This is a genomic window from Ancylomarina sp. YFZ004 (assembly GCF_054254355.1).
The window spans coordinates 294,322-314,722 of sequence record NZ_JBTCHQ010000003.1; the positions used below are offsets into that span (position 1 = coordinate 294,322).

Annotated in this window: 16 protein-coding genes; all 16 read right to left on the reverse strand. The window is 36.1% G+C overall.

What is annotated here, in order from left to right; all coding sequences use genetic code 11:
- Window positions 1-74: 74 nt before the first annotated feature.
- The 16 genes from ACXR6G_RS06815 to ACXR6G_RS06890 all read right to left on the reverse strand — a co-directional run bounded on the left by ACXR6G_RS06815 (window position 75) and on the right by ACXR6G_RS06890 (window position 20,310).
- Window positions 75-2,540 carry a copper-transporting P-type ATPase gene (locus tag ACXR6G_RS06815; RefSeq protein WP_458360662.1) on the reverse strand — a complete coding sequence of 822 codons (2,466 nt, stop codon included), beginning with the start codon at window positions 2,538-2,540 and terminating at the stop codon, window positions 75-77.
- A 162-nt stretch (window positions 2,541-2,702) separates the two neighbouring features.
- The gene (locus ACXR6G_RS06820; RefSeq protein ID WP_458360663.1) at window positions 2,703-3,011 is read right to left on the reverse strand and encodes a hypothetical protein; all 309 of its coding nucleotides are present in this window, start codon (window positions 3,009-3,011) and stop codon (window positions 2,703-2,705) included.
- A gap of 10 nt (window positions 3,012-3,021) precedes the next feature.
- On the reverse strand, window positions 3,022-3,549 hold the full coding sequence (locus ACXR6G_RS06825; RefSeq protein WP_458360664.1) for a hypothetical protein: 528 nt from the start codon (window positions 3,547-3,549) through the stop codon (window positions 3,022-3,024).
- Between the two features lie 285 nt (window positions 3,550-3,834).
- Window positions 3,835-5,640: an efflux RND transporter periplasmic adaptor subunit gene (locus tag ACXR6G_RS06830; protein ID WP_458360665.1), complete on the reverse strand. Its 1,806-nt coding sequence runs from the start codon at window positions 5,638-5,640 to the stop codon at window positions 3,835-3,837.
- Between the two features lie 67 nt (window positions 5,641-5,707).
- Complete coding sequence (locus ACXR6G_RS06835) at window positions 5,708-6,955, reverse strand: TolC family protein (protein WP_458360666.1); 1,248 nt, start codon at window positions 6,953-6,955, stop codon at window positions 5,708-5,710.
- A 12-nt stretch (window positions 6,956-6,967) separates the two neighbouring features.
- The gene (locus tag ACXR6G_RS06840) at window positions 6,968-10,765 is read right to left on the reverse strand and encodes an efflux RND transporter permease subunit (protein WP_458360667.1); all 3,798 of its coding nucleotides are present in this window, start codon (window positions 10,763-10,765) and stop codon (window positions 6,968-6,970) included.
- A 99-nt stretch (window positions 10,766-10,864) separates the two neighbouring features.
- Window positions 10,865-11,233 (reverse strand): HYC_CC_PP family protein, encoded by a 369-nt coding sequence (locus tag ACXR6G_RS06845; protein WP_458360668.1) that lies wholly within the window; start codon window positions 11,231-11,233, stop codon window positions 10,865-10,867.
- Between the two features lie 95 nt (window positions 11,234-11,328).
- Complete coding sequence (locus ACXR6G_RS06850) at window positions 11,329-11,901, reverse strand: helix-turn-helix domain-containing protein (protein ID WP_458360669.1); 573 nt, start codon at window positions 11,899-11,901, stop codon at window positions 11,329-11,331.
- A 245-nt stretch (window positions 11,902-12,146) separates the two neighbouring features.
- On the reverse strand, window positions 12,147-12,707 hold the full coding sequence (locus ACXR6G_RS06855) for a hypothetical protein (RefSeq protein ID WP_458360670.1): 561 nt from the start codon (window positions 12,705-12,707) through the stop codon (window positions 12,147-12,149).
- Window positions 12,708-12,886: 179 nt separating this feature from the next.
- On the reverse strand, window positions 12,887-15,280 hold the full coding sequence (locus ACXR6G_RS06860) for a TonB-dependent receptor (RefSeq protein ID WP_458360671.1): 2,394 nt from the start codon (window positions 15,278-15,280) through the stop codon (window positions 12,887-12,889).
- A gap of 196 nt (window positions 15,281-15,476) precedes the next feature.
- Entirely contained in the window at window positions 15,477-16,334 is an 858-nt protein-coding gene (locus tag ACXR6G_RS06865) for a FecR family protein (RefSeq protein WP_458360672.1), read from the reverse strand.
- Window positions 16,331-16,894: an RNA polymerase sigma factor gene (locus tag ACXR6G_RS06870; protein WP_458360673.1), complete on the reverse strand. Its 564-nt coding sequence runs from the start codon at window positions 16,892-16,894 to the stop codon at window positions 16,331-16,333. The genes ACXR6G_RS06865 and ACXR6G_RS06870 overlap by 4 nt, the downstream gene beginning before the upstream one ends.
- A 799-nt stretch (window positions 16,895-17,693) precedes the next feature.
- Window positions 17,694-18,284, reverse strand: a complete 591-nt coding sequence (locus ACXR6G_RS06875; protein WP_458360674.1) for an HD domain-containing protein — start codon at window positions 18,282-18,284, stop codon at window positions 17,694-17,696.
- 386 nt (window positions 18,285-18,670) lie between these two features.
- Complete coding sequence (locus ACXR6G_RS06880; RefSeq protein WP_458360675.1) at window positions 18,671-19,399, reverse strand: NAD-dependent epimerase/dehydratase family protein; 729 nt, start codon at window positions 19,397-19,399, stop codon at window positions 18,671-18,673.
- Between the two features lie 76 nt (window positions 19,400-19,475).
- Window positions 19,476-19,652, reverse strand: a complete 177-nt coding sequence (locus tag ACXR6G_RS06885) for a hypothetical protein (RefSeq protein WP_458360676.1) — start codon at window positions 19,650-19,652, stop codon at window positions 19,476-19,478.
- 97 nt (window positions 19,653-19,749) lie between these two features.
- Window positions 19,750-20,310 (reverse strand): Crp/Fnr family transcriptional regulator, encoded by a 561-nt coding sequence (locus ACXR6G_RS06890; protein WP_458360677.1) that lies wholly within the window; start codon window positions 20,308-20,310, stop codon window positions 19,750-19,752.
- Window positions 20,311-20,401: the final 91 nt, after the last annotated feature.

Sequence of the window (20,401 nt, forward strand, 5' to 3'; positions counted from 1 at the left end):
TATACTCAAGCGAATTAAAAAGTTTTGAAAAATTTACTATTTTCAATTAATTGTTTTTATTCTAGAATTATCACTTATGATTTTCGCAGTCTTAAAGCATTTGCGATAACAGAAACAGAGCTGAAACTCATAGCAGCCGCAGCAATTAAAGGACTTAACAAGATTCCAAAAAATGGGTATAAAATACCAGCCGCAATCGGAATACCTAATGCATTATAAACAAAGGCGAAGAATAAGTTTTGCTTAATATTACGCATCACAGTAATACTTAACTCCCTTGATCGAACAATGCCATTAAGATCTCCTTTCACGAGGGTGATTTCAGCACTTTGCATAGCAATATCAGTACCTGTTCCCATAGCAATACCAACATTTGCCTGCTCAAGTGCAGGAGCATCGTTTATACCATCACCAGCCATAGCCACAATATGACCTTGTTCTTGCAGTTCTTTTACTTTATTGAATTTATCCTCTGGCAAACATTCTGCTTGATAGCCGTCCAGATTCATCTCTTTTGCAACAGAATTAGCCGTGTTTTCATTGTCACCCGTTAGCATCACCACTTTCACGTTCATTTTCTGCAACTTTTTAATCGCATCAATTGAAGTAGGCTTAATCTTATCCGAAACGCTAATAATGCCTTCCACTTTATTATCCAGAACCAAATACATTACCGTTTGACCAGCCAATTGTTTTTGACTTGCCATATTCTCCTGCTCATCAGTTAGATAAAGCCCAAAATCCTTTATGAGGCGTATGTTTCCCAGTCCTATACCAAGCCCGTTATATTTGGCCTTTACGCCTTTGCCAGTAACTGATTCGAAGCTATCAATCTGTAAAAGTTCAATCCCATCTTTTTTGGCTGCTTTTACAATAGATTCTGCAACTGGATGTTCGCTATATGCATCAATAGATGCTGCAAATTGAAGAATTTCGTAATCTGTCAATTTATTGAAGGACTGATAAGATTTTAAAGAGGGTTTCCCTTCAGTTATCGTTCCTGTTTTATCTACAAGAAGAATATCGACCTTATTCATTTCTTCAATTGACCTTGCATTTTTCATTAAAACACCTGATTGAGCGCCCCGACCTGTTCCTACCATTATAGATACTGGCGTTGCTAAACCTAACGCACAGGGACAAGCTATAATAAGTACTGAGACTGCATTTATAAATGCATAAACATATGCAGGATCAGGTCCCCATACCGCCCAAATAATGAAGGTGATTAATGATATCGCAATGACTATTATCACAAAGTACTTCGCTACTACATCAGCAAGCTTTTGTATTGGTGCTCGTGAACGACTGGCTTCATTCACCATTCCAATAATCTGAGACAACAAGGTATCCGCTCCTACTTTCTCTGCTACTAAATCAAAAGAAGTCTTACCGTTAATTGTACCACCAGTAACTTTATCACTTTTTGATTTTTCAGCAGGAATGGGTTCTCCAGTTATCATGCTTTCATCAATTATAGCAGAACCCAATGTTATGATTCCATCAACCGGTATTTTTTCACCAGGCTTTACTCTTAAAATATCACCTACCTCAACTTCTTCAAGTGGAATTTCCTCTTCATCCCCATTTTTAATTCTGCGTGCTATTGGTGGAGACAAGTTCAGAAGGGCTTTTATTGCTGAGTTGGTTTTACTGTGTGCTTTCAATTCAAGCATTTGCCCAAGCAAGACCAAAGTCAATATGACTGCAGCAGCTTCAAAATACAAGTGTACATTGCCCTGTACATCTTTAAATTGGCTTGGGAAAATATCTGGAGTAAGAAGAGCAATAATACTAAAGACATAAGCACTACCTACCCCAATGGATATCAAAGTCCACATATTGGGCGTCCATTTGCGAATCGAATTCCAACCGCGAATAAAAAACTCCCAGCTTGAATAAAATACCACAGGTGTTGCCAGAAGAAATTCTATCCATCCCCAAACTTGTTTTGATGCGACACTATCAAGCTTAAGAAAACTGAAAAATTCTGACATTGCTATTACGAAAACTGGGATACTAAAAAACAGGGCAATCCAGAACTTCCTTGTCATTTTTCTATATGCAAGATCTTCATCAGAGGTCGGAATTCCGATTTCCAAAACCAAACTCATACCACATTTAGTGCAGTCACCTGGTTTATTTTGCTTTATCTCAGGGTGCATTGGGCAAGTATAAACCTCATTTTGAGCCTTTGTTGTTGCCACTTTTTTAAGATGCATCCCACAAATGGGACAGTCACCTGATTGCTTATACATTTTGTCACCTTCGCAATGCATAGGACAAAAGTATTCTCCATTATTAGTTGAAGGAATTTTATGACTAAGCTTGTGATGATGATCAATATGATCTCGAATATCCTGTGTTTTTATTTCACTCACAGGTACCAGATGCATATTACAAACTGGACATTGGCCTTGCTTGTCATACATTTTATCCCCCTCACATTTCATAGGGCAATGATAAAGTTGATGTGTATTTTCACCATGCACAGCATTTTCGGCACAGCAATTCTGACGTGATTTCTTATGTTTATTCATGATGAGAATTTTAAATTATCAACTGCAACTAACTTCATATAGACCTGTCACTTCGCTCCTCGAAAGATGAAACCTCCACCTTCCATATTGAATAAATTATTTTGAATATTTCCTTTTTCAAATGCAATCTTGATCTGAGTAACGAATAATCAATAAACGAGATTATTTGAAAAATTCACCCATGGATCTATTCAATTTAAACAGCATTTTCTGCCAGCCATTAACCAAACGTGTCCCGATACTTTCAGCAAGCTCTGGTCCTTTTTTTACAATTCCCAGATCAGTGATAAATTGGATGATTTCCGTTTCGCTAATTTCGTTGGTATTGTAAGCGAGTTGAATTTTACTCTGAATACATAAAATACCTGAAACCTCAGCAACCTCATCGAAAAATGAATAAAGCGATTCAATTTCTATTGCAGAGAGTTCACCACTTGCTTTGAATTCAAAATATTTGATCTTTTGACACATTTTCCTTCAATTAGGGTAGATTATAGATCAGAGTTTCATCACTAGTATCGAAGCCATGACTAATATGTTTGTACACTAACATCTTAGACTGCTTATCCGTATGAATGATCTCCATTTCATTGCTATTGTCTACTTTCAATAGAGATTCACCTGTTTCAGTAATAACATTGAGTGTAAAGTTCGTGGTACCAAATCCCTCTGAAGGATCTTCATAATTCTGTGGTGCAGTATAAACAACACAAGAATACACGATTTCAACATCATCATTTTTATTAAAAGTATGTTGAGATATATTCTTTACCTCATCAAGTAAGTGGCTTTTGGGTAATGGAAGCTGAACTTTTCGCCAAAGGGAATTGTCCATATTGAAAATTAAAATGGTTTGCTCCTTTTTATCGTATTTTACGTATTTAAAAGAGCCATCATCGAGTTGTATCGATTTGTACTTTGAATTAATTGTTCCCTCGTACTCTATTTGAGCATAACTTGTAGAACTAAAAAAAAGCAGAAACGTGAAAATTATCAGAAAAGTTTTCATAATCTTAATTTTAAATAATTTGATTTAACGTTAAACACCTAACTATCATACTAGTGATGAGAAGATTAATTACAGCTCCTGTTCTTAGATAAAAATGGTACAATTGCCCACATATAACTAAATGGGTTGTTTAGAGGGTTTAATTACAACAGTACAAATCTCATATCCCAGAATATTATCATCAACACCAATGATTAATGTTCTTCCATTTAAATTCAAGAACCCTGCAATCGATTTTAAGATTACAGTATCGGAAGGAGCATTCACTCCTTCCTTTATTAAAATCTACTTAATCGTTTCTTTCACTTCACCACAACCCAACATGGCTTCTCCAAAATATGGATTTTGGATGTCCTTAGAATTACTGAACCAATAGGCACCTTTATCCCCATTCGCCATTGGACAAAACTGGTAGTAGGTTGTCACTTTATCCAGACCAAATGATTTGATACTTTTATATAATACCAGATTAAAAGATGCAAAGGCAGCGCGTTGTTTCTGAATATCAGTCAGCTTAATCATAGTCTTGAGGTCGGATTCCAACATTTTTAAATCTTTCATCCACCCCATGTGAGCTTCACCTTTAAGAAGTCCCATATCAATTGTTCCTAATTCCTTCAACACGTTCTCAGAGACACTCTTCACTTGTTTAGAATCGGATTTTACAAAAGCTTCGGTTAATGGCAAATAAGCCTTATAGAAAGCAGTCAATTGTTTTTTGAATTTTTTATCCACATCAAAGCTCTCCATCTTATTCTTGGATTGGTCAGTTGCCATATCTCCATGATTGTGACCTGCAGGAGCAGCTCCACCATCAGGGTTCATCATACTTTGCAAGCCAATCAACTGAGCGGCAGCATCAATTTTAAATACCCCGTTCATTACGATTTCCTCACCTTCCTCCAAACCTTCTGAAATCACATAAAACGATCCGGCTTCAGGGCCTAACACCACTTTACGATAAAGAAATGAAGGCGATTCGCGATCTTGAACTTTCACATACACCACTGATCGTTTCCCTGTCCATAAAACTGCTGATTTAGGTACCAAGATTTCACTGCTATTTTCAGCTATGTCAGATTCAAGAACAGCTTGTGCAAACATCTCAGGTTTCAACACTTGATCCTTATTCGATACTTCGATACGTACTTTTGCCACACGTGTTTTCCCGTTGATAAAGGGATCGATATATGTCACCTTTGCAGAATAGTTTTTGCTCGGATTCGCCTGAAGACTAAAATTAACCTGATCACCTAATTTAATCCAAGGCAAATCACTTTCGTAAGCATCAAACATCACCCACACTTTAGATAAATCAACCACTTTAAATAAGGGTTTACCCTCTTTTATATAATCCCCAATGGCTACATGTCGCATGCTTACGGTTCCAGTAATAGGTGAAAGAATATCAAAATAAACCTGAGGTTCTCCTTTTAGCTCAATAGCTGTAATTTGCTCATCAGTTAAGTCCCAAAGTTTTAATTTGCCTTTGGCAGCTATATACAGCCCCGGACGACTTTCTTTAAAAGAAATAGCTTCGAGCAGCTCACGTTGGGCACTTAATAAGCTAGGAGAATAAATGCTAGCTAATTTTTCCCCTTTACGAACATTTTGACCTGTAAAGTTGACAAAGAGCTTTTCTATACGACCGCCAAAGCGAGCTGTTAATTCTGAAATATTACGCTCATCGACCTGTACTTTTCCTTGCAGATTAATCGTTTTCACAGGCTTTCCTCTTTTCACAATCAGAGTTTGAATCTCAGCTAACTTAGCAGCAGATTCAGACATCACAATCTCATTGGGATCCACATCATCACCACCCGATTGCATGCTTTTTAATGGAATTAAATCCATCGCACATATGGGGCATTGTCCGGGTTTATCCTGCTTTATTTGTGGGTGCATCGAACAAGTCCAGGTTTGTGGATCAGCACTCTCATGATTATGACCTTCATGATTTTCAATCCCCTGTTCTGAAGTATTAACATCATCAGAGTTACCTGAGATTAACCATCCTAGAAACAAGCCTAGAACTAGAACCCCCAAAACTAATTTGTAATTATCTTTAATATTCTGGATTATACTTTTCATCGTATTTATATTTTTAGATTTGTCATATCATTTATCACTACCTTTTGATTTCGCTCAAGGTTTATAACTACTTACCCATTAGGTAAGAGATAAATGAAATAGCAGCTTGCTTATCAGCTTTAGATTTTTCAAGTTGCAGATTGAACTTTAAAACTTTGCGTTCCATTCTTAGAATTTCCTCGAAATTCTTATTTCCGGTCGCATAATTCGTTTCTAATAAGTGTAAGGCTTTCCTGGCCAATTCGAGTTGTGAGTGAAAGAGATGAATTCGTCTTTCACCATCACGGTAGTCTTTCCAACCCTTTTCAAAGAGACTCTCAAGAATATTGCTTTTGTTATCTTGTTCAAGAGCTTTAGCTGTTTCTAAATAGACCACTTCTTTTACCATAGCCTTATACTTATTTCGATAAAGAGGAATCGTTAATCCAATTTTTGGAAAAACAAAGGCATCGGTTCCAGCCAGATTCATATCGCCCTTACCAGTCAAGACATAATCAAAACCTATATTAATATTGGGCTTACCAGCTTTCTTAGCCACTTCTTTTCTAAAACTTAAGGCTTGTTGCTGAAAGTTTAAACTTAAGAGTTGATGGTTGTTACTTTGAATGGAATCGAGAATCGCTTCTTTGCTCAATGCGATATCTGAATCCCATAAATCATCTGGAAGCAAAATTTCTTTTTTCGCCTCAACATTTAGTAAATTATGAAACATCACTTCAAGAACATACTGCTTGTCTTTTAGCAAGGCCAACTGATTTTCCAGATCACCCATTTCAATCTCAATACGATAACCATCGAGAGCCGAAACCAATCCTGCCTCGAGCTTAATCTCCGACATCTTCCTAAAAGACTGAAGAATATCTATGTTTTCGAGACTAATAACAATGGCTTTTTTGTTAAAATACAGATTGTAATAAGTCGTTCGTATCTCGTGAAAGAGTTTGGCTTTGGCTTCTTCGAAAGCTTCGTACTTTGCCTTAGCAGCTTGAATGGCACTATTTTCTTTCGCCTTTAAAGTTCCAAACCAAGGAAACATTTGAGAAGCAGAAAATTTAAACTCCTGAGGTCCCATTCTTGTTTCAACAGGTTTTATAAAATAGGCAAATGCCACTTGTGGATCAGGTAATGCCTTTACCTGAGGTGCACGCTCTAGTGCTGCCAAATAATCGTTGAACTTAGCTTTAAGTCCAGGATTATTTTCTGCAGCCTCTTCTAAATAGCTCCCAAGCTCGCTTTGTCCAAATCCTGAGATAGGAATCGCGATCAATAGAAACAGATAGAAAAAGATCGATATATATTTTTTTTGTATGTTCATTTTTTTAGTCGTTTATATGGAATCTTGCTTCTTAACTTTTTTCTCTTGCCACATACTATAAAGTACAGGAACCACCAACATGGTTAATACCTCAATGGTCATACCGCCAAATAATGGAATCGCCATAGGTATCATGATATCCGAACCTTTTCCTGTGGATGTTAATACAGGCAGCAGAGCAATAATGGTCGTTGCAGTCGTCATAATGGCTGGACGTACTCTTTTTGACCCCGCTTCGATAATCAGTTCTCTTACTTCTGTTACAGTTTTAGCAGGTTTCTTATCCTGTAATTGCTTGATATAAGTACTGATCAATACTCCATCATCGGTAGCTACACCAAAGAGCGCAATGAAACCGACCCAAACGGCGACACTCAAATTAATAGTCTGCACTTGGAATAAATCTCTAAAATTCATCCCAGCCAAAGAAAAATCTAAGAACCATGTTTGTCCATATAGCCAAAGCATGATAAACCCTCCTGAGAGCGCAACGATAATTCCTGTAAAGATCAACGAAGTCGAAATAACCGATTTAAATTGAAAATACAGAATCAAGAAAATAATGATTAACGAGATAGGTACCACAATCATTAAACGTTTTGTGGCTCTAATCTGGTTCTCATAATTCCCAGTAAAAATATAACTCACACCTGCTGGCAAAACAAACTCACCTGCCTCAAGCTTTTTATTCAGATAGGCCTGAGCATTTTCTACGACATCAATCTCAGCAAATCCTTCTTTTTTATCGAAGATTACATAGCCCACTAAAAAGGTATTCTCAGATTTAATCATCTGCGGGCCACGCGTATAATGGAGGGTGACCAAATCACCCAATGGTATTTGAACGCCTGTAGGAGTTGGAATCAGAATCCTTTTAAGAGCCTCAGGATTGTCGCGATATTCACGTGCATATCTCAATCTCACAGGAAAACGCTCACGACCTTCAACTGTTGAAGTCAGTTTCATACCGCCAATAGCTGAACTGATAACCGCTTGCAGATTTTTAATGGATAAACCATAGCGAGCAATGGCATCACGGTTAATTTCCATTTCCAGATAAGGTTTTCCAACCACTCTATCTGCAAAAACAGACATGCCATTTACACCTTCTACTTGCTTAAGCTGTTTCTCTAATTCAAAGCCTACCTTTTCAATACTTTCCAAATCAGGTCCAAAAACTTTAATTCCCATTGGTGCTCTCATTCCTGTTTGTAGCATCACCAATCGAGTTTGAATGGGTTGTAGCTTTGGAGCTGAAGTCAGACCAGGAATCGTTGCTTTACTGATAATTTCATCCCAAATATCATTGGGTGATTTGATTTTATCTCGCCACTGACGGAAGTATTCACCATTTTTATCAACAACTAAATTTTCCTTAGCAACTGAACGGAATCCGTCGTCTTTAGGATTATAAACCGAACCATCTACTAGAATAAAAGCATCATCACGGTTCACTTTGAAACGCATGCGATGTCCATCTTCATTTAAAATGTACTCCGATTTGTAATTGATCACATTCTCGTACATGGACGTTGGTGCTGGATCAAGTGCTGAATTCACACGTCCCCATTTCCCGACTGCAGTTTCTACTTCTGGAATGTTGTTTAGTTTTTTATCAAGGATGCGAATTACTTCCAAATTTTCTGCTATACCTGAATGAGGCATGGTTGTAGGCATCAGTAGGAAAGAACCCTCATCCAAAGAAGGCATAAACTCTTTCCCAATACCAGGTAAACTTTCGTCTAAATTCTCGTAAAGAGCTGTTTCTTTTACAAAATTAGGTGCAAAACCAAACATCTTATCGAATCCCTGCCAGCTGGTGATTCCAAATAGGACAATCAAAATTGGCAGGCTTAAAAACTTCCATTTGTTATTTAAACACCAGGTCAAAATTCTTGAATAGAAATACACAAAGCTTGACATCAATCCTAAGATGATTGCAACAATAAGGATAACGAACATGAAATTGACAAACATGCTGTATTGTGCACCCATAGGCATCCATGCCTTTGTCAGGAAGAATACAATCACAACGATTGTAATAGCAATGTTGATGATATTTATCCAGAACCTTTTGGTTTCAGGCCATCTATCAGACATTAAATTATTCAAGCCATAGGCAGAAATTACAATGGCAATATAATAACCCGAAAACACTGAAATCAGCAAACCGGCCGCAATCAAAAAGATGCTCCATATTTTCTTATACTTATTCTTATCTACTCGTATAGAAAAGATCAGGTGAGCCAGTGTCGGAATAATAATTAAACCAATCAGCAAAGCTGCAAGCATGGTAAACGTCTTGGTAAAAGCAAGAGGTCTGAAGAGTTTTCCTTCGGCAGCCTCCATGGCAAATACAGGTAGAAAACTGACAATGGTAGTCGTAAGCGCTGTAATAACTGCACCTGCAACCTCAACTGTACCTTCGTAAACCACATTCAGTAATTGCTTCCCTTTGGCTCCAACATTCTTTGCCATGTCGATATGCCTAATAATATTCTCGGTGAACACGATGCCCACATCAACCATAACCCCAATTGCAATTGCAATACCCGAAAGTGCTACAATATTAGCATCGACACCAAACTGACGCATGGTAATGAAAGTAATTAAAACCCCAAGTGGTAATAAAGAGGAGATTAAAAATGAAGCTCTAAGATTCATTACTAAGACGATCACAACCAAAATACTGATGAGCAGTTCTAATGATATTGCCTCTTCAAGGGTTCCTAGCGTTTCTTTAATAAGACCTGCACGATCGTAGAAAGGTACTATCGTTACTTTGGAAACAGTTCCATCTTCTAATGTTTTAGATGGTAAACCGGGAGTAATCTCTGCAATTTTTGCTTTTAAATTATCAATCGCTTCTAAGGGGTTGGCTCCATAACGAGCAACAACGACACCACCAACGGCTTCTGCTCCACCCTTATCCAAACCGCCTCGACGGGTTGCCGGACCAAAATTAATTTTGGCCACATCTTTCAATCGTATCGGCACATTATCACGAACTGTAACAACAGCTTTTTCAAGATCCTCAAGATTTTTGATATAACCTAAGGCTCTCACTAGGTATTCGACACGGTTGAACTCAAGGGTACGAGCACCAACATCGAGGTTACTGTTTTTTACAGCAGCCATTATTTGTGCCACGTTCACCCCATGAGCTCGCATGGCATGAGGGTCTATATCAATTTGATATTCCTTTACAAAACCGCCAATTGAAGCGACTTCAGCAACGCCTTTTGCAGCTGTTAAAGCATAACGAACCTGAAAGTCCTGAAGACTTCTCAACTCATGAGGGTCCCAGCCTCCAGCCGGATTCCCATCCTTATCACGCCCTTCGAGCGTATACCAGTAAATCTGCCCCAAAGCAGTCGCATCGGGCCCTAAAGCTGGCGAAACATCAGATGGTAAGGTTCCTGATTGAAGCGAATTGAGTTTTTCTAGTATTCGAGTACGACTCCAATAGAACTCAATTTCCTCATCAAAAATGATATAGATACTCGATAAGCCAAAGATGGAATTGCTTCGAATGGTTTTCACTCCTGGTATCCCAAGTAATGAGGTTGTTAAAGGATATGATATTTGATCTTCGATATCTTGAGGCGAACGCCCTGGCCATTCGGTATAAACGATTTGTTGGTTTTCACCAATATCGGGAATGGCATCAACAGGTACCGGATCATTTGGCAAAATGCCAGTCTCCCATCCAAAGGGAGATGTTACGATACCCCATGAAATGAAAATAGTAAGTACCAGGAAAGTGACCAGCTTATTCTCTAAGAAAAAGCGGATAAATTTATTCAGCATAGTTATTCAATTATGATTTATTACTCAACTACAAATTACATAAATACACTAACAAGATAGATAAACCAAGTTAACATATAGATCAGATTGAGTATTAAATCACAGCAAATAAGTCTGCAAACTAGAAAGTACAGTTTGAATTTTGGGTGGTGGAATAGTATTCCTTAGAAAATATACTTTAGCCTTAATTGGAGCTTCTACCTTAATAAGTTCAATTAAAATTGGCAATACAATTTCCAATTGATTGAAATCAAAAGAATATGAAGATATTGAAAAGTCATCCTCAATTTTGACAGTAAAAGCGTCATCTTGACAACACCCGTTAGGAATATCGCAACAAACTTTTGCTGCGGATAAAAAAGATACATCTTTTACATTACCACCGCAATAATGCGTGGAGATGGTCATACCTGTTGTTGCAACAAATATCACCAGAGCTAATAATGTATGACTGAATCTTTTTAGCATTTGAGATAATTTATAAGACAAATTTAAAAATAGTTTACACAAGAGGTGTGTATAATTTTTAAAAAGATGTGCACAATTTCAAGAGTTGGAGAATTTCAAATCTCATTAATTGGATTTCTCCCTATTTTTTTATTACTACTGAACTCGCTAGGTGTCAACCCAGTTATGGATTTAAATTGCTTGGAAAAATGCTGACTAGAACTGTAATTTAATTGATAAGCAATTTCACTAATACTGAATTCTTCGTAGAAAAGTAATTCCTTCGCTTTCTCTATTTTTTGAAGAATTAGATACTTTTCTATTGTTGTTCCTTCAATATCGGAAAATAGTTTGCTTAATGAAGAATAACTATGCCCTATTATTTTAGGAAGATGCACCGTTAAATGGCCCATCTGTTCAGGCTGATCTTGATGATGAACAATTTTGATAATCTCGTTTTTGATTTGTTCGATCAATTGCGCTTTTTTGTCGTTCAAAAGCTCAAAGCCAATCTCCTCTAATGCCATTTTAAGCTTTAAGGTTTCATCTTCATTTATGGCATTTTGCAAAATAACAGAACCTAATTCCACTTCAATATAATGAAGGTTTAGTTTCTCCAGAACAGTTTTAACAGCCATGATGCATCTAGGACACACCATATTTTTAATGTTAATTCTAAATTGTTTCATTCAGTAAATTTAAAATGTATTATACCATTTATATAAATTTTCTACAAAAAGGTATTTCGTAATGAATTTCGAAAGAAACAAAATAAGAAAAACAATTTAGACAAGTTGACATTAATAATAGAATAATTTAAGTTTTCGATTCATCAATTGTCATTCTGATCCAAATTTGATTTATGAATCAAAATAAAAAAAACCACCCTTGATAAATTTAAGAGTGGTTTCTTGTTATAAATTAATCCCTTGAATTACATGTCTGTTTGCTCTCTTGATCCCTGGAATTGATGATCTCTGATTTTCCCTTTAATGGTGTAATCGAATGTCTGGTTTCTCATATTAAAACCTCCAAAGTGTAAATCATCAGTAGAATGTTCTTCATTCATGTGGTTCATCCATTCTGAGTGGCCAGTGCTTGTTCCACCCATCATTGTTCCACTTCCCATCATGCCACCGTTTGAACTACCACTTCCCATCATATGGCCATACATATCTTCGAAAGCAGCGTCATCATGACACAGCATGATACTATCGTTGTTCTCATAATAATTCATAACGAATGTTGTATCCAATTCACTTCCAAAACAATGAATTCTGACCTGCCCATTACCCAAATCGCTTACAACAGCTGTTCCATCCTGGCTTGCGTCAGATATATTATTAGACGTACTTTTCAACCCATCTTTGATTGTAAGGGTGCCAACATATGTTCCCTCAATTGAATTAGATGGAGAGGTATCAGAATCCTCGCATGAAGTAAAACCCAATACTGCCATTACAGCTAAGCTCAAAACTAATTTTAAATTTTTCATTTTTTTGATTTTATTATATACAATTATTTTCAAATCTATATCACTTGTTTCTTCGTGATTATCTTGTTTGATTGTATACCGAAATCGAATGAATATACCCTATGGTTTTTTTGAAGTATTTTAAAAAAATAAAATCAGAATGGCTATAACTCCCAAATTTAGTTGTTTATACTTTTAAATTAAAAAGTAATATTCATAAAAACTGAAGGGGTAAATGGAACCGCCTCTGAGTAAATGCTGACAAGTTCATCTCCTTCTTCAGGAATTTGGGTCAGGTTAGAGTATTTTATGTTTTTAGTATTGAAGAGGTTTAGTATCGAAAAACCGGTTTCAAGCTTTATATTTTTTAAGGGAAAGCGGTAAACTCCTGAAATATCGAATCTTTTATAGGGATGATCTGTTGATGATATATTGGTGTTTTGTAAATAGCCTGAGCCATAAACATAGTTGGCCGATAAGTAAAAGGGGGATAAGTTAAATAAACCCGAAATTTTAAATTCATGACGTTGATCTTGAAGCGCATTTTGGTATTGAGAATCCTGAAAGTAAGGAAACCATTCTAAGGATTGTGCAAGCGAATAGGAGATCCATGCTGCATGCCCCTTATAGTCTTTCTTCAGAAATACATCGATCCCTTTTGTTTTATTTTTCCCTTGATATCGTGTATTGAGAGTTCCGTTCTGAACCAAGCGTGAAATATCTTTTGTATTTTTATAAAACCCTTCCACACTAAAACTAAATCCATTTTGACGATAGACTCCTCCAACAATTAAATGCTGGGAAGAAATAACCGGAATATCTGCTCCATTACTAATCATCCATCTATATTGGTAATTGTCATATTGATCAATCTCCGAATCGTAAACTATAAATTGATTGTAAAGTCCCCACGATGCGTTAAATTGTACTTCAGAAGAAGGCTTAAACGACATGTTCAGGCGAGGTTGCAGATATATTTTTTTAAGCTCTAATGAATAATCTGTTCGTATTCCATAACTAAGATCGATTTGGTTAGTAGGTGAATAACGATTTTGCAAATAAGCCATCACTTGTGCTCCATGCTCATTATCTTGTAATTGTTTTTCGGCTAATGTATTATCTGTTAAAAGAGTTGTATTTCTGATTAATCCAGCACCATAATCAATTACCTGCTTTGGCGATATCCTCAAATTTCCGGAGAGGTGGGCCTTTAGTTCGGTGATATCGTTTTGAGTCTGTTCATTTTTGCTGTGCATACTATGCCCCATCATCGATTGAGAGCTATTTTGGACATCACTAACTTCAGCTTGAAGACCAGAATAAGCTATATTAAAGGATGAACTTCCTTTTCCTTCCCAAAGCATGGTATACATAGCACCAATTCCATAGCGTCGATTCTTTTCATCCAATTTTTGTTCGATAACTGTATTTCGATGTGCTTGTTCTATGGAATAGGAGAAATGATCCTGGCCCCAAAAACTACTGATGTGATAGGTATTGCCCTTTTCGGTTTGTCCTGAGAATTTCAGATTGCCATCACGAAAATTATAATCCGGATTTGTCAGAATGCTATTACCGTTAAAATGAGTTTCATTAGCATCCTTCGATTTTACATCGTTAGGGGAATAAAGGTTGTAATAGGTTTGTCGGTATGCCGCAACAACAGACATTTTTGGCCCGATGGGTGTTTTTGCGAGTACGTTCATCGTCATGTTATTCAGGTTGAAATTCATTCCTGATCTTTGCTTACTTCCATCTATTCCTGTAATGTCTACAATACCGCCAACACGCTCGCCAAGTTGGGCGTCGAATCCTCCTTTGTGTACCCGAATATCTTTGGCCATATAGGGGTTTACCGCACTGATATTATCGTTATAATTTTTGAGTCCAAACAAGGTCATCCCATCAAAATTCACCTGACTCTGCCCTGCATAACTTCCCCATATAATTAAATCGTTTGATTGATCACCTGCAGCCATAATTCCGGGTTGCAGTCGTAGTAAATTAAAAACAGAATTGTCACCATTCCCAGGAATTAGTAAGGCAACTTTATGGTTTATTCGCATAAGACCAGCCTGAGTCCCCACTTGTTGAGAATAGGAAATTGGATTAGCTGATACAATAACCTCATTCAGATTGACATTCCCAGCAGAAAGATCAAATCTATAATTGCTTCCATGCGAAACTATTGTGTCGAGTTTCTGGTAACCGAGATATGAAATTTTCAGATGAAACATACTATCAATGGCAGAAGTAAAGTTAAAGTTACCTTGTTCATCAGAAAGACCTCCCATCTGATTGATAACAACATGGGTATAAGGCAAACTTTCGCCACTTTCATCATCATGTATCCTACCCGATAATCGATAATTTACCGATGAAGACTCAACTGTATTTCTGGGATAAAAGAGATATACATTACCTGTTTTTTCAAACGAGATGGGTAAGTTCTTTGTTAAAAAAAGAAAGGCATCTCCAGGTGTATCAAAATGTTGGTGTAAGGTGATTTTGTAATTAGAAAGCTCCTGATCATTAAAGGACAGATTCAAATTGTAGGTATCGCGAATTTCGATCAACAACTTGTTTAAAGCCATGTTGTTTGCGTGAATATCAATTCCTTGCGCATGTGAAACACTCCCCAAAAAAAGGAAAAAAAGGAAGATCAAATATTTCTTCCTTAGAACTGATATTTTATTAAAGGTCCATTTATTCATATCTAAATCGGCAGTACAAAAGTTTGCCTATCTGTTTAAATTTGATACTTGGTAAAATTATGAATCAATTGAACTTTTACTTTTTACCGATTCGATATTCAGTAGCAGAACTCTTCTGAACGCTAAGCTCAAAAGGGCGACAAATTATTTTAAGAATATTGTCTAAAGATTCATTTTTGTCGAAGCTACCCGTATATACTTGAGTAAGTCCTTTGGGCACAGTAATTTTTACTGAGTATTGGCGTTCAATTTCCTGGAATACCTCTTTTAGCAAAACCGAAGTAAAAACAATTTTATTTGACAACCATGCCCTTGTATCTTCAACATTAGTCACTTCATCAACTTCAAGTTGACCTGTTCTAAGTATCGCTTTTTCTTTTGGATGTAAAATAACACTGTTTGAAGTTGAAACAGCCTGTACTCTCACTTCTCCGGTAAAACATATGACTTCATAACGTTCATTACGAGCAAAAATATTAAAGCTTGTTCCAAGGACTTCAGTAATTCCAACAGAAGATTCAACCCTAAATTTACTTCCTCTTTCTACTTCAAAAAATGCTTCTCCTTTCAAATTTACTTTTCGGTTTAGCATCCACCAATAGGGGTGATATGAAATTTCGCTACCTGCATTTAAATCAACGCTTGAACCATCGGGTAATTGAGTGCTTAAGTGTTGTGCTGTTAATGTTTGAACGGTTGTTGTATAGGTTTTCATAAATAAGCCAAGTCCGAATGTGATTACAACAGCAGCAGCAACAGATACTTGCCAAAACAGAGAACGAGGTTTCAATGGAATAACTGAACGGGGCTTCATTTTAACAAGCGTGTCTTCCCATACTTCACTTTTGGCTTTAGACCAAGGTACCCGAAGCATCGAAAACAATTCACTTGAATCGTTATCTAAATTTTTAAAGTTTGCATTGCTCTTTCTCATCCTACGTGCATTTTAATGTAATTACCAACGAGTTTTAGACTTTCAAAAGAACTTGAAAAAACCAGAAAATAATAAAGTACTTTTAGAACTTCTTTAAATGTGAAAAGTGCCCCAGTCATCCTTTTCTCAACGGTCTTTATACTGATATCCAATCGTTCAGCAATTTCTCGATATTTCAGACCTTCTAAGCGGCTCATAAGAAAAACCACCCGTTGTCTTTCGTCCATTTCGGCTAATGTTTGCTCATATTTCTCTTTCAGTTCTTTAAATTCCAGGACCTTTTCAGGAGACATCTCTGTAAATTCAAATTCCAATGAGTTGATGTATTTGGCCTCAACAAGACTCTTTCTATATCGGCTAATAAAAAGGTCACTGGCAATTTTATAGGCAAATCCGACCGTTTTTTTTCCTTCGTTTTTCGTCTGTTTCTCCCAGAGTTCAAGCAATGTGTCCTGAGCCAAATCTGTGGCCAATTCCAAATTACCCGACCTGTAGTATAAATAACTACGAAGTCCGTCAAAATTTTCATCAAAAAACTGCTTGAATTCTTTCTCTGTCAAAATAATTCGATTTAAAATAGGTCATTAGAAGTACACATGTAATTTACTTAAAAGATTTATATAAAACATCTTAGGGCCATCTGTAATTCCTGATGCAATACTTTAATTGCAGCTATTACATGTATACCGAACTGATGTGGATTTACCCTATGATTAATTTGAAAATCTCCACAATTTAGCAATTCGAATAAATCTGTTCAAAAAGACAACAATAAAAAAAAATATCAATAGATTAATAGGCACATACAGAGAACAAAACGGAATAACAGGGTTATTCTAAAGGGTTCTTAAGGGGTGTTTATCCAGATCTTAACTAGTATTCTACCCCGATCATTTATCCTACTTAATCCAACATTAAATAGTATAATTAATTAGTTTTCTTTGAAAAGCCGTAATTCATAACGAATTACGGCTTTGTTGTTTTTATGTATTGCCGCTTTTGTTGCCGTTTTGCTTTCTTAAGTCATAATAGTATTGATCTAAAATAATAAATCCTCAAAGTGATAGCTTTGAGGATTTATTAAATGTGACGTTTTGAAGTAGTAGTCCCAACAGAGCCCAACCCAAAGCACCAAGCCCTATATACTAACAACTTACGGGCTTTAAAACATTTCAACATCAACTGATTCGTCCACACTAAAAAAAAATCATTGATTATTGAAATTAACGTTTAGGCTATCTGTAGTAGCGGATTCGAAGGTGATTCTACTTCGGTCGGCAAGACCGATAAAGAATCGTCGAGGAGCCAAGCTCCCAACTACGACCTCTATTGCATATGAGCCTTTATTAGCAACAGTATTTACTTCTTTAAAATACCTTTTTCAACACTATCTTCAATAAGTTTTTCAGCATACTTCCATAATTCTGCCGATCCTTTTTTTATTACTTTTTTCTTTTCGTAAACAGTTTGATATTTAACTCCAAATTCTTTCCACGTCCCACCATTATTTGATTTATTCTGCAATAAAGGTTCAAGTCTGTCCATTGATTTTGCAAATTTCGCCTCATTAGAAATACCATCTTCAAATTCAGTCCATATTTCAATAAATTCTGCAGCTTGCTTTTCGGGTAGAATACCAAAAATCCGTTTGGCAGATTTCAGTTCTTCCTCGGTATTCTCGTGATTTTTATTTTGGTCGTATAAAAAGGTGTCACCAGCATCTATTTCAACTATATCGTGAATTAATACCATTTTCATGACTTTTTGCAAATCAATTTTTGCATCAGAATATTCGCTTAAGACAATTGCCATCATTGCTAAATGCCAACTGTGTTCAGCATCATTTTCATGTCGGTCGCTATTAAACAATTTCGTCCGTCTTTGAATATATTTTATCTTATCAATTTCTTTAATAAACTCTATTTGTTTTAATAAATCATCACTTTTCATATCGATGCTTGGTTTTATTTATATTGTTGCCAACGGAGAATTGTATGTAGCGTGGCAGAGTGCGTGAGTTTCCCTGTCCGTGCACCCACTTTTTGGGACACGGACAGTTAGTATATGCACTGAAACTGCCATGATAATATACAAAATATTGTATGCTGGTGTTCAAAATTTAAAGTCATTCTCTTACTTATATTAACAAATTTAATATTATTCCTTTTCAGTCAGAACAAACCTTGCAACGAAGAACAAATTTATTTTGTTTTTTTGTGTGGGGGTAAACCGGGTGGACTATTCTTAAATTATAACCGAAATTCAATTATAAAGCCACAAATTCAATTACAGAATTTGTGGCTTCTATTTTTAAAGAATCTTCTATATAAACAGACTTAGCTATTTACTCTCCAATCAGCATTCCATCCAAAAGTGTTAATTGCTTTTTTGCTAGAAAGTGATTCATCTGCTTCTGCTACATTATAAATACCCGTCAGTCCCTTAGTAACTGCAATTTCTGCAGCCTTTGCAGCTGCTTCAACATGCACAGAGGCTGGAGCAATTGGCGCATCAAATCCAGTTTTTGGTCCATAAAGAAGTCCATAGCGAAGTACAAGTCCTTCAATTCCCGATTCAATTACTTGTTGTTCTAAAATCCTAACACCTTCTGCTGTTTCGCCATAGACTGGGTGTGTAAGAGGTAATAATGCATCTTCTTCTAAGTGTGGAGTGCGTCCTTCATCATAAACAAATGAAATACTTTGCGCAATAATTCGCTTGCATCCTGCATTTACAGCTGCATCCACTAAATTCTTTGTTCCCTCCGTTCTTAAACGTGCATTACTAACTAATGCTGCGGTCATTTTTTCTGCATCTAGTGCATAAGGAAGGTCGGTTAATTGGTGAAGAACAACATCGGGTTTAATATCGGCAAGAATCTCTTTTAATAGTTCGGCATTATAAACATCTACAACAACTGGTTCTACACCAATTTTTTGAAGTAGTGAAACTTTCTCTTTTGAACGAGTTGTTCCATACACTTTCCATCCGTTTGCAACTAGTAAGCGTGAAAGAACCTGACCTATTGCACCTGTAGCTCCTGCTAAAAATATTGTTTTTGTCATAGTTTTGTTTTTTATTCTGAAATATCTCAAAGATTAATTTACTCTCGTTTTATTATTAATTAACTCACCGAATAGGTTACTTAGGTTGCCAATAACACCGTTTGGGAGATACAATTGCTTCCTCTTTTTTTAATTGAGTCATTGCTTTGTCTACTACTTTTCGGTCAAGACCTGTTAGTTCAACTATTTTGCCAGCATTTAAAGGTGTTCCATCCTTTTTCATTGCTTTTAATACTTGTTCCTTAGCTTCCATATTTTTAAAGTTTTATTTGATTTTTAATTATACACTACAAATCTACCCCCTATAAATCTCAGAAAAATTAAACTGGTTTAAGAAATCAAATATGTTCTTAATTCTTGAATTCAATTTCAGGAGAAATACCCAAGTATGAATAAATCATAGATAGAGGAACTCGGTTCACAAATTCTGGGAATGATGATGTGAAATGGTGAAACAATTGTTCCGAACTCATTCCAAACAAATACTTAATTCTCAATTGCGAGGCTGCAACATTTCTTTGCATAATAATTCCAAAATAATCATGAAGCTGAGGGATTTCATTTAGCAATTCATGATATTTCAATTTGTCAATTGAGATAATTTCGGATTGTTCCAGAGTTTGTATAGAATACTCTGTAGGCTTATTGTCAATAAAACTAAAGTAGTCTGTAAGCCACCAACCTTCTATGGCGAACTGTGTGGTTAGTTCATCTGTTTTATTCTGTGTAAAAAACATCCTTAAACAACCTTGCCCAACAAAATATAACGAATTGCATATTTCGCCTTCTTTAATCAAAAGTTCATACTGTTTAAGGCTCGTACGTATCGTATAATTGTCTAAAATGGCTTGTTCATACTTACTTAGCTTGACAGACCTTTTTATATGTTGAACCAACTTTGAAGTTTCCATTCTACATTTTTATTATTGATAATGAATTAGGTTTCTAATTCTACAATACAAATGTATTTAAGCTCAAAGTCAAAAAAAATAAACTGGTTTA

Bases quoted from the DNA above. Each gene is read 5' to 3' on its own strand.
- ACXR6G_RS06815 (WP_458360662.1), bottom strand. From the start codon at position 2,540: ATGAATAAACATAAGAAATCACGTCAGAATTGCTGTGCCGAAAATGCT.
- ACXR6G_RS06820 (WP_458360663.1), bottom strand. From the start codon at position 3,011: ATGTGTCAAAAGATCAAATATTTTGAATTCAAAGCAAGTGGTGAACTC.
- ACXR6G_RS06825 (WP_458360664.1), bottom strand. From the start codon at position 3,549: ATGAAAACTTTTCTGATAATTTTCACGTTTCTGCTTTTTTTTAGTTCT.
- ACXR6G_RS06830 (WP_458360665.1), bottom strand. From the start codon at position 5,640: ATGAAAAGTATAATCCAGAATATTAAAGATAATTACAAATTAGTTTTG.
- ACXR6G_RS06835 (WP_458360666.1), bottom strand. From the start codon at position 6,955: ATGAACATACAAAAAAAATATATATCGATCTTTTTCTATCTGTTTCTA.
- ACXR6G_RS06840 (WP_458360667.1), bottom strand. From the start codon at position 10,765: ATGCTGAATAAATTTATCCGCTTTTTCTTAGAGAATAAGCTGGTCACT.
- ACXR6G_RS06845 (WP_458360668.1), bottom strand. From the start codon at position 11,233: ATGCTAAAAAGATTCAGTCATACATTATTAGCTCTGGTGATATTTGTT.
- ACXR6G_RS06850 (WP_458360669.1), bottom strand. From the start codon at position 11,901: ATGAAACAATTTAGAATTAACATTAAAAATATGGTGTGTCCTAGATGC.
- ACXR6G_RS06855 (WP_458360670.1), bottom strand. From the start codon at position 12,707: ATGAAAAATTTAAAATTAGTTTTGAGCTTAGCTGTAATGGCAGTATTG.
- ACXR6G_RS06860 (WP_458360671.1), bottom strand. From the start codon at position 15,280: ATGGCTTTAAACAAGTTGTTGATCGAAATTCGCGATACCTACAATTTG.
- ACXR6G_RS06865 (WP_458360672.1), bottom strand. From the start codon at position 16,334: ATGAGAAAGAGCAATGCAAACTTTAAAAATTTAGATAACGATTCAAGT.
- ACXR6G_RS06875 (WP_458360674.1), bottom strand. From the start codon at position 18,284: ATGAAAAGTGATGATTTATTAAAACAAATAGAGTTTATTAAAGAAATT.
- ACXR6G_RS06880 (WP_458360675.1), bottom strand. From the start codon at position 19,399: ATGACAAAAACAATATTTTTAGCAGGAGCTACAGGTGCAATAGGTCAG.
- ACXR6G_RS06885 (WP_458360676.1), bottom strand. From the start codon at position 19,652: ATGGAAGCTAAGGAACAAGTATTAAAAGCAATGAAAAAGGATGGAACA.
- ACXR6G_RS06890 (WP_458360677.1), bottom strand. From the start codon at position 20,310: ATGGAAACTTCAAAGTTGGTTCAACATATAAAAAGGTCTGTCAAGCTA.